The sequence below is a fragment of the Arthrobacter sp. TE26545 genome, assembly GCF_056279005.1.
This window is the reverse complement of record NZ_JBWBQM010000001.1, coordinates 2,937,201-2,951,309: the sequence shown is the minus strand read 5'-3', so window position 1 is coordinate 2,951,309 and position 14,109 is coordinate 2,937,201. Positions and strand designations below refer to the sequence as shown.

Sequence of the window (14,109 nt, the reverse complement as noted above, 5' to 3'; positions counted from 1 at the left end):
AGGTTGATGGTTGATGAAAAACCGTTGGAGTTCGAGAAGCATTGTGGGCGCGGGCGTACTAATTGGGGCGTTGCTTGCGCCAATCGCTCCTGCCGCCGCAATGGAACCTGTCAATGTCGCTGTGCCGGTGGCTCCGGGATCTGCCGCCCCGTCCGCATCGACTCCGACGCTGACCACATGGGGTCATGACAACGCCGTTGCCACAACCGGGCCCGTGCCGGCGGACAAGGTCCGCATGTCAGAGTTCTATGAGGCATCCGTTGCGACGGCCGCCCGCCCGGATATGGCCTACGGTTCCTTCGTCTACGCCAGCGTGCCCCGCAGCGGCAACGGCAAGATCGGCTACACCGAAGAGGACGGTGCGGAGTTTTCGTCCGAAGCGGGAATGACCATGAGCTGGTCGAGCTTCGAATACGGCGAGGACGTTTGGGTCAACGTGCGGCTGAAGACCGGGCAGGAAATCACCTCGGCCAGCCAGGTCACGATCAGGCCGAGCGATCTCGGCCTGGAGAAGCAGTTGGTGGACGGGTCAACCATACGTGTGAAGGTGCCCTTCAGCCCGGACGGACTCCGCTTTTCGGTGGAGTTCGATCCGCAGCTGGTCACGGCCTACAACGATATGTCAGGCACCTCCGGCGTCCTCACTACGAGTGCGGCCGAAGGCAACAAAGCGGTCCACACCGAACCGCGGAACTCAATGCTGGTCTTTGCAAATCCGATCCTTTCCGCAGCGGATGCCAAGCGGTACGTTCCGGGCGTGGACGACGGATCCATTCATTACCCGCAGCCGGGCCTTGTGGACAACCTGGGGGAGATCAGCGAGGACATTGTCTATTTCCGTCCTGGTACCTACTACATGGGTTCCGACCACCATGCGGTGCTGCCCGGAAACGTGAAGTGGGTCTACCTGGCCCCGGGCGCCTACGTCAAAGGCGCATTCCGCTTCCTCCACAAGACCCAAAGCCACTTCAAAGTGACGGGGCTCGGGGTCCTCTCCGGGGAACAGTACGTGTACGAACCGGACACCAGGAACGGTTACGCCCACAGCGTGGCCGACAACTGCCATTCGAGCTGCGTGAAGATGCTTCAGTTCGAATCGTCGAACACGGGCCAGACGCTGGATCTTCAGGGCGTCACGGTCGCCGATCCGCCGTACCACTCCTTTGTTGTCTACGCCCATGAAGGCGAGGGGGCGGACGAAGTCGAGGTCGGCGTCGAGAACTTCCGCATGGACGTGCAGAACTACAAGCAAGTGGGAGGCTGGTACTGGCAGACGGACGGTATCGAGCTGTACGAAGGAAGCCGGATGAACAACACCTTCTTCCACTCCAACGACGACGTCTTGAAGCTCTACCACAGCAACGTAGACATCAAGAACACGGTGATTTGGAAGAACGAGAACGGCCCGGTCATGCAATGGGGGTGGGTTCCCCGACAAATTGATGCCGTTTCCGTGGCCAACACGGACGTCATCCACAACCGCATGTACTGGAAAGACACCAAATACAACACCTGTGTGTTCAATTCCTCCAGCCACTGGGAGGACATGGGCGCCACCGACCGTGCGGATGTCGCCACCACGGTCAAGAACATGCGGTTCAGCGACACCCGGGTGGAAGGCATGGTCAACTGCGGCGTCCGGGTATTCGCCCTGTCGAATACCGAGAACATCGAGATCGATGGATTCTCCGTTGATGCCTGGAACGGCCTTGACTACACGTCGCAGCTCAGCCTGCTGAAGCGGTACCAGGACCGTGCCGGCCAGAAGGTGGCAATCGGCAACGAGATGTCGCAAGGCAACGGGATCCTGCTGCACAACTACACCGTGGGCGGGGCCGCCATCATCAAGGCGGGCGATAACTGGTGGGACACTGAGCCGGGCCGGTTGAACTTCGACGCCGAAACCTGGGACGGTTGGAACGCCACCGCCGAAGGCCAGGCAATCGGGCCGGCACCGGAACTCGCCGTGGACGGCCCTGCGGACGGTTCAGTTGTGGATGCCCGGCAGTTGACGGTGTCCGGAACCACGAACGCGCCCCGCGTGGCCGTAGCCGTGAACGGGGAACGGCAGGACGCGCCGGTAACGGATGGCAGGTTCGCCTTGGAAGTCACCCTGCCTGACATCACCAACCGGGTTGTGGTCACAGCCACCGGCGAAAATGGGGTCATGGCCGTTGACCGGCGCGCCGTGACCGCACTCGGCAGCAGGATCGGGTCGCTCTCCGAACCCGCCGGAGACGACAAGGGCCCGGGCAGTTACACCTACCCCACGGATTCGGCTTTCAATCCCGGAAGCTTCGATCTGACCGGGATGGATGTATACGAAGACGGTGATGCGGTCCGGTTCCTGGCGTCCACGGCCGGCCCCATCAACAATCCGTGGGGCGGTGCCGGAATGAGTACACAACGGCTGAACATCTACCTGCGGGATGGCAGCTCGACGCAAACCACCGCCTTGTTGCCAGGTACCAACACCTCGGCCGCTGGTGCCTGGAAGTTTGCGATCGTTGCTGACGGCCGGTATGCGGCATCCCGCTTCGGCGGAGGTATCTACGATGCGGGGCTGCAGCGAGTGGGGGACGTGAGGCTCGATGTTGATCCTTCCGGCATGATCATCGCCTCAGTTCCCGCCGCTGTGCTGGAGGGCGTTGACCTGCGGAACACCGGCTATCAGGTGTCCATGTTCAGCGACGCCGAAGAAGGCGAAGGCATTGGCAATGTGCGGCCCGTTTACAGCGCCGAGTGCGCCCGCGGCATTGCTTGCCCCTCATTCGTCGGCCCGTACAGAGTCGGCGGGGGAGCCGGTTCCTGGACGGATGCGAACGAGTCGCATGACACTGACACAAGCGATTCCAACGCGCTCGACATCATCACCGGTGGTGCATCGCAGGCCGACGTGATGGATTGGACCCGCGGCCCGGTAGTGGCGCCCTATGTTCGCTTGGATACCGCACCGACCGTCATTGATGCGGAATTCAGCGTTGGCAGCAAGAAGGTAAAGGGGTCCCAGGCGCTGACGATCGCAGCGGAAAACCATGGCGAAAGCTCCCTCGACCTGACTGTTGAGACGGTCTCCGGCACCACGGAACTCGGTGTGCTGCCGGCAGGCGGGTCCCGGGTGTATTTGATCGATACGCACAGCCCGCAGTTGCCTGCGATGTCCGTGAAGGTCATCGCGACTGCCCCTGACGGCACCTCAAGGAGCTACGCCATTCCCTACGCGGGGTCGAAACGGAAACAGGGCTGAGCACTGCCGCACTCTCCTGTTGACCTTCCACGCCCGGCATCCCATACTGGTTCGGGAGATAAATTTAGATACTAAATAAAAGGAGTATTGTGAGCACCACCGCCGCCAAGGCAAACCGTACCGACGCCGAGCGAATGGCCGACCCCAACTGGTGGCGTCAGGCTTCGGTCTACCAGATCTACCCGCGCAGCTTCGCCGATTCCAACGCCGACGGGATCGGCAACCTCAAGGGCGTCACCGCCAAGGTGCCGTACCTGAAGGCCCTGGGCATCGACGCCGTGTGGCTCAGCCCCTTCTACCCCTCGGCCCTGGCCGACGGCGGTTACGACGTTGATGATTACCGCAACGTCGACCCGAAGATCGGCTCCCTTGAGGACTTTGACGAAATGGCCGCGGCGCTGCACGAAGCCGGCATCAAGGTGATCGTGGACATCGTCCCCAACCACTCCTCGGACCGCCACGAATGGTTCAAGGAGGCCCTCGCCTCTCCGAAGGGCTCTCCCGCCCGCGACCGCTATATCTTCCGCGACGGCCTCGGCGAAAACGGCGAGCTGCCGCCGTCGGACTGGGATTCCGTGTTCGGCGGACCGGCTTGGGAGCGCATCACCGAACCGGATGGCACCCCCGGCCAGTGGTACATGCACATCTTCGCCAAGGAGCAGCCGGACTTTAACTGGGACAACCCGGAGGTCCACGAGGACTTCCTGAAGACGCTGCGCTTCTGGTCCGACCGCGGCGTGGACGGCTTCCGCATCGACGTGGCCCACGCCCTGACCAAGAACCTTGAGGGAACCCTGCCCACCAAGGCCGACCTCAAAGCCAAAGCCCATGGCAGCGACGGTTTCGTCGACGGTTCCCACCCGTACTGGGACCGCGACGAGGTCCACGAGATCTACGCCGAGTGGCGCCGGGTCTTCAACGAGTACAACCCGCCGCGCACCGCCGTTGCCGAAGCCTGGGTACACGCGGACCGCCGCGCCCGCTACGCCAGCCCGGAAGGACTGGGCCAGGCCTTCAACTTCGACCTCCTGCAGGCCGATTTTGACGCCGCCCAGTTCCGGAAGATCGTCACCAAGAACCTTGCCGAGGCGGCCGCGTCCGGCGCGTCCTCCACCTGGGTCTTCTCCAACCACGACGTCGTCCGCCACGCTACCCGCTACGGCCTCCCCGCCACCGAGCCGGCTGACGAAGGCGAAATCATGGCTGGCCAGGCCGGCAAGAAATGGCTGCTCGAGGGCGGCAGGCAGGAAGACGTGGATGTGGAGCTCGGCCTGCGCCGTGCCCGCGCCGCTTCGCTGCTGATGTTCGCCCTGCCCGGTTCGGCGTACCTGTACCAGGGCGAGGAGCTCGGCCTGCAGGAAGTCGGCGGCGAAATCCCCGATTCCGAGCGCCAGGACCCTTCCTTCTTCCGTAACAAGGGCGTGGAGGTCGGCCGCGACGGCTGCCGTGTGCCGCTGCCCTGGACCGCGGAAGGTTCCTCCTTCGGCTTCGGCGCCAACGGATCCCACCTGCCCCAGCCGGAGTGGTTCGCCGCCTACGCCGCGGACGTCCAGGACGGCGTGGAGGGTTCCACCCTGGAGCTGTACCGCAAGGCCCTCGCCCTGCGCACCGAACTGCAGTCCGGCGAAAGCCTCGAATGGGTCCCGAACGACAACCCTGAGGTGCTGCACTTCCGCCGTCCCAACGGCTGGCAGTCGGTGACCAACTTCGGCACCGAAGCCGCGGAGCTCCCGGAAGGGACCGTCGTCGTCAGCAGCTCGGCGCTGGACGGCGGCAAGCTTCCGGGCGCCACCACCGCGTGGCTTTTCGGCTAGCCTCCCCGCTTTGATCACGACGGCGCCCCGCACCCTCCGCGTGCGGGGCGCCGTTGCCGCGTGCCGGGCCCTCCGCCGTCACGCGGCCGCCCGTCATACAACGCCGCCGCCCGCGGCCGATGGAAGAGTTGGAACATGACTGCACAGAACGACAACGGCGGACGCCTCATCTACGGCTGCATGGGCCTGGGCGGCGACTGGGACCGCCCGGACTACGGCCCCGCGGACGTGGACAAGGCCGCCGCGGCGATCGAGGCCGCCCGCGGCATCGGCATCACCTTGTTCGACCATGCCGATATCTACACCCGCGGGAAGGCCGAAGCCGTCTTCGGCGAGGTGCTCGCGGCGAACCCCGGGTTGCGGGAACAGATCCAGCTGCAGGGCAAATGCGGCATCAGCCTGGCCGAGGGCGGGGTGCCCGGGCACTACGACCTCAGCCGCGAAGCCATCCTTGTACGGGTCAGCGCCAGCCTGCGGCGGCTTCGCACCGACTACCTGGACATCCTGCTCCTGCACCGCCCCGACCCGCTGCTGGAACCGTCCGAGGTGGCGGCCGCCGTCGGGCAGCTCATGGCGGAAGGCAAGGTACGGGCACTGGGCGTGTCCAACATGTCCGCGGCCCAGATCGACTATCTGCAGGACGCGCTGGAGACCCCGATTGTGGCCAACCAGCTGGAAATGAGCCTGCACAAGGCCGCCTGGGTGGAAAGCGCCGTGCTGGTCAACCGGCAGGAAGGCTTCGACGCCGGCTTCCCGCACGGCACCATCGAGTACTGCATCCGCAAGGGCATCGAGCTGCAAGCCTACGGTTCCCTCGCCAAGGGCCGGTACACGGGCGCGCCGTCCCCGGCAGCCGCCCCGGCGGAACGCGCGACGGCGGAGCTGCTCGCCAAACTGGCGGAAGAGAAGAACACCACCCCGGAAGCCGTGCTCCTGGGCTGGCTCATGAAGCATCCGGCACGGATCTCGCCGGTAGTGGGCAGCTCCCGGCCGGAGCGCATCGCAGCCTGCGCCGGTGCCGCGGACGTGGCGGCCTCGATGACCCGGATCGAGTGGTACACGCTCTGGTCCACGGCGCGGGGTGCCGCGATGCCGTAGGCCCTGTTGCAAACCGCCCGGCTGTGCCACCCTCATTGCTGGAAGGCTTAAGCAGAGCGGCAATCCAGCAACGGGAGGCGCACGCCATGCGCAAGGTGATTGTTTCCGAATTCGTTTCGCTTGACGGCGTGGTCGAAGGGCCGGGTGGAGGGGAACCCGAATACAAGCACGAGGGCTGGACCTTCGACATTGACCCGGACCCCGCAATGTACGAATACAAGCTGGAGGAGCTCATGGAATCCGGCGCGCTGCTGCTCGGCCGGGTGACCTACGAGGGTTTCGCGGCGGCCTGGCCCGAACGGGACGACGAAGCCGGCTTCGCGAAGAAGTTCAACAGCATGCCCAAGTACGTCGCCTCCACCACTTTGAAAGATCCGCTCTGGAACAACAGCCACGTGCTCCAGGGCGAAGTGGCCGAAGCAGTGGCCGCGCTGAAGGAGCAAGACGGCGGGCCGTTGTTGGTCAACGGCAGTCCCACCCTGCTCAAGGCCTTGTACGACGCGGACCTCGTGGACGAATACAGGCTCATGGTGTTCCCGGTGATCCTCGGCTCCGGGAAACGGCTGTTCCCGGACGATGCCAGGGCCAAACGGAAGCTGATTCTGACCGACACCAGGGCTTACGCGAACGGCATCGTGCTGAATGTGCTGGAACCCGTCAGGGGCTGAGCACGCCCGTTAACCCAACTAGCTCGCAGTTGTTGTCGTTCTGAGCGCTCAAAACGACGTTAACTGCGAGCTAGTTGGCTTGCGGGGCCGGTACAGCTACAACAACACATGTGTGCTACTTAGAGCGGCGCCACGACGGAATACGTCGACGAGTCGCCCTGGATGGACTGGCTCGCCTTGCCGTCGACGCCCACGGGGATCTCACCGGCAATGGTCACGCGGTTGAGCTTGCGCTGCTGGCCGTCGTAGTTGTCCGGGGCGTAGTGCTGGGTGATGCGGTTGTCGAAGAGCACCAGCTGGTTCGGCTCCCAGTTCACGCGCACAATGTTTTCCGGACGGGTCACGTAGGCCTGCAGCAGGCGCAGGATGTCCCGGGACTCGGTGTTGGACAGGCCCACGATCCGCAGCCGCTGGGCGAAGCCGCCGATGAACAGGCCGCGCTCGCCGGTGAGCGGGTGCACCCGCACCACCGGGTGTGCCGTCTCGAACTTGATCCGGGTGAACTCCTTGCGGCGTTCCTCGGCGTTTTCATGCTCCAGGTTCTTGGGCACCGAGTAGTCGTAGTCGTTGGTGTGGATGGCCCACAGGGTGTCCGCGAAGTTCCGCAGCTCCTCCGGCAGGTCGGCATAGGCGCCGGCTGAGGACGCGATCAGCGTCTCGCCGCCGTAGGCGGGCAGGTCGATGCTGCGCAGGGTGGAGGCCTGCGGCGGGTTCACCACGAAGGTCACGTCGGTGTGCCAGTTGTTGGCCGAGCCGTTCTCGCTGTCAACGGGCAGCACGTTGGCTTCGCCTTCCACGGAGGCCACCGTGGGGTGGGCCGTGGTGAGCGGGCCGAAGTGGCTGGCGAACTTCACCTGGGCTTCGTCGTTGAGGATGTTGGCTTCGCGGAACACCAGTGCCTTGTGCTCGTTGAGGGCCGCGCGGATCTGTGCCACGGTGCCGTCGCTGAGGTCCCCGCTGATGTCCAGGCCCCGGATTTCGGCGCCGATACGGGAGCCCAGCTTGGTGAACTCGAGCTTGGTTTCGGTAATGACGGTCATTTCTTCTTTCCTATCTGTTTTGTTTGCGGTGGAAGGGAAGCAATCAGGCCCCGACGGCGGTGCGCCAGCGGGAGAAATGCCGCTCCAGGGCCACGAGCAGGAAGTTCACGCCCAGGCCCAGCAAGGAGACGGTGAGGATGCCGGCGTACATGTCCGGGATGAGGAAGCTGCTCTGGGCATTGACGATCAGGTAGCCCAGGCCGGCCTTGGCGCCCACCATTTCCGCGGCGATCAGCACCAGGATCGAGGCCGTGCCGGCCATCCGGATGCCGGTGAAGATCGTCGGTACTGCGGAAGGCAGGATCACCTTCTGGAAGAGCCGGAAGCTGTTCAGGCCCAGCGATTTCGCCGCCCGGATGAGCAGCGGGTCCACGGTCTTCACTCCGGCGATCGTGTTCAGCAGCACCGGGAAGAACGCCGCGTAGGCCACGATCGTCACCTTGGATTCCTCGCCGATGCCCAGCAGCAGCGTGAACACCGGAAGCAGCGCCAAGGCAGCCGTGTTGCGGAACAGCTCCAGCAGCGGGTTGAGCACCGAATTGAGCCGGCCGTACCAGGCAATCAGCAGCCCAAGGGACACGCCGGCCACCACGGCGATGCCGAAACCGGCCACGGAGCGGCTCAGGCTCGCCGCGAGATGGCCCTGGATGGAGCCGCTTTCGAAGAGCTTCCCCCAAGCCAGCAGCACCTCGTGCAGGGGCGGCAGGAAGACGCGGGTGGACGGCGCCACGAGGTAGGCAGGAGCGAATTCCCACAGCGCCAGGAACGCCAGGATGCCCGTGGCTTTCCAGAGTCCGGATCCGGCGCGGGAGGCGGCATCCCTGGCGACGACGGCCGCCGCGGTGAAGGCCGCCGTCGCCGGCTTTTCCGGGGGAGCGGCCTGCCCGACGGCGGAACCCGGGGCAGCGTCCGGACCGCCTGCGGGGCGGGCCGTCTTGGTCAGTGTTGCGCTCATCAGGCGGCGCTCCTTTCGTGGGTGGCGGGCTCGTCGGGGGCAGTGCCGTCCGGCAGGATCTTGCGGTGGCCGGCGCCCTGGGCGAGGCGCACCTCGTCGTGGAGCAGGGTCCATACCTTGTGCCGCTGCTCCACGAAGGCGGGCGCGGAACGGATGTCTTCGTCGCCGTCGCGGTCCGGGATGTCCACGTCCACGATCGCCTTCAGCCGGCCCGGCCGGGCACTGAGCACGGCAACCCGCTGGCCCAGGTACACGGCCTCGTCGATGCCGTGGGTGATGAACACGATCGTCTTGCCGGTGGCCCGCCAGATCCGCAGGAGCTCTTCCTGCAGCTGTTCGCGGGTCTGGGCGTCCAGGGCAGCGAAGGGTTCGTCCATGAGCAGCACGTCCGGCTCGTAGGCCAGGCTCCGGGCAATCGCGACGCGCTGCTTCATGCCGCCGGACAGCTCATGCGGGAAACGGTCCTCGAAACCGGCCAGGCCCACCAGCTTGAGGTACTCGCTGGCCTTGGCGGCGCGTTCGCGGCGGCTGAGTTTACGGCCGTCCGGTCCCTTGCCTTCCAGCCCGATCGACACATTGGCCGAAGCGGTGCGCCAGGGGAAGAGTGCGTACTGCTGGAAGACCACGGCCCGGTCCTTGCCCGGGCCCGTCACCGGCTGGCCGTCCACCAATACCTCGCCGGAGGTGGGCGTGGACAGGCCAGCCAGGAGGTCCAGCAAGGTGGTCTTGCCGGAGCCGCTGGGCCCCACCAGGGTGAGGAACTCGCCGTCGCGCACGTCCAGGCTCAGGGAGTCGACGGCCGTCAGGGTGGTGGCTGTGCCGCCCGACTTCCTGCCGGGCCGCACCGTGAACTGCTTGGTGACATTTCTGAGGCTGATCTTGGCTGTCATCACTTCCCCTTTGCGAGTTCGTTGAACTCGTTCGTGTAGTAGTTGGCGGGGCTGAGGTCCTTGGTGACGATGCCTGAGCTCTTCAGCCATTCGGCCCAGCGGGTGAAGTCCTCATCCTTGATCTTTCCGGCGTCCGGGACGCCGACACTCTTCCAGTACTGAAGAGCGTCGGTGCTTTCGTTGCGTCCGCGTTCCTTGATGATCTTGGTGAAGCGGGCAATGACGTCCTTGCGGGGAGTGGTGCGTTCCCACTCGATGGCCTTGGCAACGCCGGTGACGAAGGTCCTGGTGGTGTCCGGGTTCTTGGCGATGAAGTCGTTGCGCAGCACGTAGGGTCCGCCGGCGAAGCTGCCGAAGAACTGGACGTCGCTGAAGACCGAGCGGAGGCCGCCCGCCGCGATGGCCTTGCTCTGCAGGACCCCGCCCAGGGCGCCGGCATCGACCTGGCCCCGCCGGATCGCTTCTTCGGTGTCGTTCGGCGGCAGCGGGACCAGCTGGACCTGCTTGGCCTCCTCGGCGCTCAGGCCGCTCTTGCGCAGGTAGGTGTTGATCACGGCGTCGGCATGGGCGCCCAGGGTGTTCACGGCGATCTTCTTGCCGATGAAGTCCCTGGCGGAGCGAATGGGGCTGTCTTCCTTGACGTAGAAGCCGTTGAAGGTCTTCTCGTCTTCGCCGTAGTAGTTGACCACGGCCTTGACGGGCGCGCCCGCCTCGATGAGCTTCACCACGGCACCGGCGAAGGCGCCGCCGAAGTCGGTCTGTCCGGTGGCCGCGGACTGGATGTCCTGCGGGCCACTGGTGGTGTTGCCGACCCACTTGAGCTTCACGTCGCCCAGGTAGCCGAGGTCCTGTGCGAGTTCGGGCAGCGTGACCGAGTTGGCCGAGCCCTGGTAGCGCAGTTCCTTCACCTCGCCGCCGCCGGCCTGTGCCGATCCGCCGGGACCTGCCTCCGCGTTGCCGCCGCAGCCGCTCACCGTCAGCGCAAGTACGACGGCGGCCGCGACGCTCAACAGGGGCTGGTGCAGTTTCATGGGTGCTACTTTCCGGGTAGGGGGTTTTGGGGATCCGGCCCGTGTTCGAAGGACCGGTGGAAACGATGTAAGCGCATCCGCCACCGGGGTGGAAAGCCTGCGGGTAACGCTCGGAAACCCCGGGAAACCGGGGGAAATCCGGCGCAACGGCGGGAAATCACAGGCAACCCTGCGACGCATTTCCGCGTGCGTCGCAGGATTAAGTCCCGTGACGCCATGCGTCCGGACCGCCTGGCCTGGCGTGCGGGAAAAGCGGATTCGTACAGTCGATTGACATGGGACAGGGCCGGGCGCATTATTCAGTCACGCGCCCGCGGTCTCCCCTGGGGCGCCTGACGAGGCACCCGGCTGGGGGTTGTCATGGCAACGGCTCTACCCTTACCCCGGCGCTTGACGCGCTGGCTGACGGCAACGCTGACGGTCTGTGCGGTCACCCTGTGGATCGCGATGGCCGAGATCGACCGGCTCGTTGCAGGGATCGTCACCCCCGACGGCGGGAACAGCAGCGTAACCATCCTCAGCGGCTTCGGGGCGTTCGGCGTCCGGGAGACATGGTCTGTCTGGGCCCGGCTGGAGGACACGGCCCACGGGCAACTGGCGGCCCTGGTCACCCTGCACGTGTCCCTCGACTTTGGCTTCGCATTGCTCTACGGCACCCTGCTTTTCCGGCTGGCTAGGGGCAGGATCCTGCCAAAAACCATTGCGGTCACGGCGGCTGCCCTGGATGTTGCCGAAGGTGTCCTCCTGCTTTTCGCCATCCGGGAACCCGGCCCCACGCCCCCGGCCGCGGGCGTGCTGGGCTTCGCCTCCAATGTGAAGTGGTTGTTCCTGGCGCTGTTCATCATCAGCGTCCTGGCCACGCCGCTGCTGCGGAAGCGGATATGGGGCCGCCTGCTCCGCTTGGCCAGGACAATGCAGTTCCACCGGCTGACGGTCACCGCCGTCGCGCTGGTTGCCGTCCTGGCCCTGCTGCCGGTCCCGGGCGTCAACGACCAGATGCCGGATTCCCAGCGGCTGTGGGCCGAAGGGAATCCCGGACCCTTCATCGCCAGCTCGCTGGTGGTGCCCCTCATTGCGGCGGGCCTGCAATACATCGGGCGCCTGCGTTCCGTCCTTGCCTGGAAGCTGTGGGCGGAGTCCTATACGCAGGAATTGCCGCCAAGCTGGCGCCTTTGGCTGACGGGACCCGCGATCCTGCTTGCCGCGCTCGCCGTCATGGCCTTGGCCGGGTTCCCGGTGGAGCGAAGCAACTGGCTCCAGTACGGCATCTTCCTCGGCGTTCCGCTGCTTCTGCTGCTCGTGTCCATCGTCTTGAAGTTCTTCTCGGTGTTGGGCTCGCCCTTCGGCTTCCGCGCCAAGTGGGACATGCGTGCGCACCCGCGGGACCGCCGCCGGGCCATCGACGCCTGGTGCGGCGGCGACAACCTGGCCGTCCTGCTGATAGCAGTGGCAGGCATGTCCCTGGTGCGCAGCTTCGTCGGGCCGGCCGCCATGATGCTCGTTGACCGGGTCTTGGCGGAGTCCATGCCTCCGGGTTGGCCGCTGTGGGTGGGCGGACTGCTGCTGTTCGGCGTGGTCCTGGCCGGGGGTGCCTTCTACCTCCGAAGCCTCCTGCTCCGCAGGATTCCGCGGCTGTTCGGGCCGGACCCCCGCCGGGGCTTTGACCAATGGCCGTACCTGAAGCATGTCGTGCTCGCCCTGGGATCCATGCCGCTGCTGCTGTTGCTGCTGTTGCCGTCCTTCTTCACCGCGTTCCTGGGGGTGTCGGCGACGGCGGTGCTTGGGATCGGCTGTTGGGCCCTGCTTTTCGGGGCGGTGGTCGTCTGGGCGCAGCAGCGCCAGCCCCTGGAGGTCTTCCACCGGATGGGTTTCCGGGCGAACCCGATCCTGTCCCTGATGGCCGCGGCGCTGGCCCTGGGACAGCTGAACGGCGGCGGCGACGCCATGCACCTGCCGCGGACAGGCGGGCAGCCGACCACCGCGGAGCGGAGGACTGCCGACGTCGAGTTCAAGGACTGGCTGGCGATATCCGCGGCCTGCAACACGACGGCAGGAAACGGAAAGACTGTCCGCCCAATGCTTCTGGTCGCCGCCGAAGGAGGTGGCATCCGCGCCGCAAGCTGGACCACCAGGGTCTTCGGCGCGCTTGCCGGAACGGCGTGCGGCAAGACCGCCACCCTGCTGTCCAGCGGCGTCAGCGGGGGTTCGCTCGGGCTCGCGTTGGTCACCAAATATGCGCCCCGCGACGGCGGCGAAGGCACGGACCTGGCCGCCGCGGCGGACGCGGTTGCGGCTCCCGAGGCGCTCTCCGCCAGCGTCGGCGGGGCCCTTGTCTCCGACCTCGTTGCAGGAGGCACCGGCCTGCTGATCCCCAACCGGAGCCGTGGCGACTTCGGCTGGCACGATCGCGCGGCCTTGATGGAACGCGAATGGGAACGCCAGGCGCCGCTCCTGAACGCGGCCTTTGACCCTGCGGCCCGCGGTGCCGCCGGCGCCGTCATGCTCAACTCCACGGTCACCGGTTCGGGCTGCCGGCTGGTCCTCAGCCAGCTGAAGCTCAGTGCGGCAGGGGGAGCCCAAGCGACGCCGGCTCCGGCCCCGGAGTGCCTTTCCGAGGACGGGCCGCCGGTGTCCATTGACTTCTTCGACCCGGCGAACCGCTTCTGCGACACGGCGCTCCGCTGGTCCACTGCGGCGATGATCTCGGCCAGGTTCCCCATCATCTCCCCGGCAGGCAGGGTCCGATATGGCGCGGATGGGAAGGACGGCTGCACGCCTGCGGGTTCCTTCCAGGCCATCGACGGCGGTTATGCCGAAGGCTCCGGGCTCGGCACTGTCTCCGATGTCTGGGGCGCCCTGCGCGAGGTGGTCCAGGAACACAACAGCGGGCCCGAGGCCGGCACGGCAGGGCAGCCCTACGTGGTTCCGGTGTTCGTCTACATCCGCAATTCGCCGGGCGTGGACCTTGCGGCCAAGGTGCCGGCGCCCGTCGCGGAGCTTGCCGTTCCCCTGGCCGGGCTCAAGGCCAAGGCCAACCAGGTCGAAGCCGGGGCCTGGCTGCAGCGCCTCGGTCAGTCGGCCGACGTCTGCCTGGACCCAGAGTGCGATACGGCGAGCAAGGCAGTCCTGGATACCCTGGACAGCGGCCACACAGTGGTGGTTGCGCCGAGGAGCCGTCCGGCGGTCGATCCGCCGCTGGGCTGGACCCTTTCGATGCTTTCGCAAAACCTCCTGGATAAGGCCCTCGCAGATGACCTGGCCCGGACAGGGGGCACGTCCGGCAACGGACCCGGCCTCGGAAAGCTGCTCGCCGTACTGTCCCTGGCGCAAGGTGAGGCACCCAAGTGAGGCGCCCGCCGCCGTCGG

9 protein-coding genes are annotated in these 14,109 nt (G+C 66.1%); 5 read left to right on the top strand and 4 right to left on the bottom strand.

Going from position 1 to position 14,109, the window contains the following annotated elements:
* Positions 1-13 precede the first annotated feature (13 nt).
* From ACZ9CK_RS13375 to ACZ9CK_RS13360, 4 genes are all read left to right on the top strand, one after another.
* On the top strand, positions 14-3,247 hold the full coding sequence (locus tag ACZ9CK_RS13375; protein WP_476050174.1) for a family 49 glycosyl hydrolase: 3,234 nt from the start codon (positions 14-16) through the stop codon (positions 3,245-3,247).
* Positions 3,248-3,336: 89 nt separating this feature from the next.
* Positions 3,337-5,061, top strand: a complete 1,725-nt coding sequence (locus ACZ9CK_RS13370; protein WP_426299218.1) for a glycoside hydrolase family 13 protein — start codon at positions 3,337-3,339, stop codon at positions 5,059-5,061.
* Positions 5,062-5,196: 135 nt separating this feature from the next.
* A complete protein-coding gene (locus ACZ9CK_RS13365) occupies positions 5,197-6,159 on the top strand; it encodes an aldo/keto reductase (RefSeq protein ID WP_476050173.1) in 963 nt (320 codons plus the stop codon).
* Positions 6,160-6,245: 86 nt separating this feature from the next.
* Complete coding sequence (locus ACZ9CK_RS13360; protein ID WP_426299214.1) at positions 6,246-6,827, top strand: dihydrofolate reductase family protein; 582 nt, start codon at positions 6,246-6,248, stop codon at positions 6,825-6,827.
* Positions 6,828-6,946: 119 nt separating this feature from the next.
* Here ACZ9CK_RS13360 and ACZ9CK_RS13355 read toward each other — a convergent pair whose 3' ends face one another.
* The 4 genes from ACZ9CK_RS13355 to ACZ9CK_RS13340 are packed head-to-tail and all read right to left on the bottom strand — an operon-like array spanning position 6,947 to position 10,743.
* Positions 6,947-7,867 (bottom strand): TauD/TfdA dioxygenase family protein, encoded by a 921-nt coding sequence (locus ACZ9CK_RS13355; RefSeq protein WP_426299212.1) that lies wholly within the window; start codon positions 7,865-7,867, stop codon positions 6,947-6,949.
* 43 nt (positions 7,868-7,910) lie between these two features.
* Positions 7,911-8,822, bottom strand: coding sequence for an ABC transporter permease (locus ACZ9CK_RS13350; protein ID WP_426299210.1), 912 nt, complete (start codon positions 8,820-8,822; stop codon positions 7,911-7,913).
* Positions 8,822-9,712, bottom strand: coding sequence for an ABC transporter ATP-binding protein (locus ACZ9CK_RS13345; RefSeq protein ID WP_426299208.1), 891 nt, complete (start codon positions 9,710-9,712; stop codon positions 8,822-8,824). Before ACZ9CK_RS13345 ends, ACZ9CK_RS13350 begins: the two co-directional genes overlap by 1 nt.
* Complete coding sequence (locus tag ACZ9CK_RS13340; protein WP_426299206.1) at positions 9,712-10,743, bottom strand: ABC transporter substrate-binding protein; 1,032 nt, start codon at positions 10,741-10,743, stop codon at positions 9,712-9,714. The genes ACZ9CK_RS13345 and ACZ9CK_RS13340 overlap by 1 nt, the downstream gene beginning before the upstream one ends.
* A 390-nt stretch (positions 10,744-11,133) precedes the next feature.
* Here ACZ9CK_RS13340 and ACZ9CK_RS13335 point away from each other — a divergent pair, with 390 nt between their 5' ends.
* Positions 11,134-14,091 (top strand): hypothetical protein, encoded by a 2,958-nt coding sequence (locus tag ACZ9CK_RS13335; protein ID WP_476050172.1) that lies wholly within the window; start codon positions 11,134-11,136, stop codon positions 14,089-14,091.
* Positions 14,092-14,109: the final 18 nt, after the last annotated feature.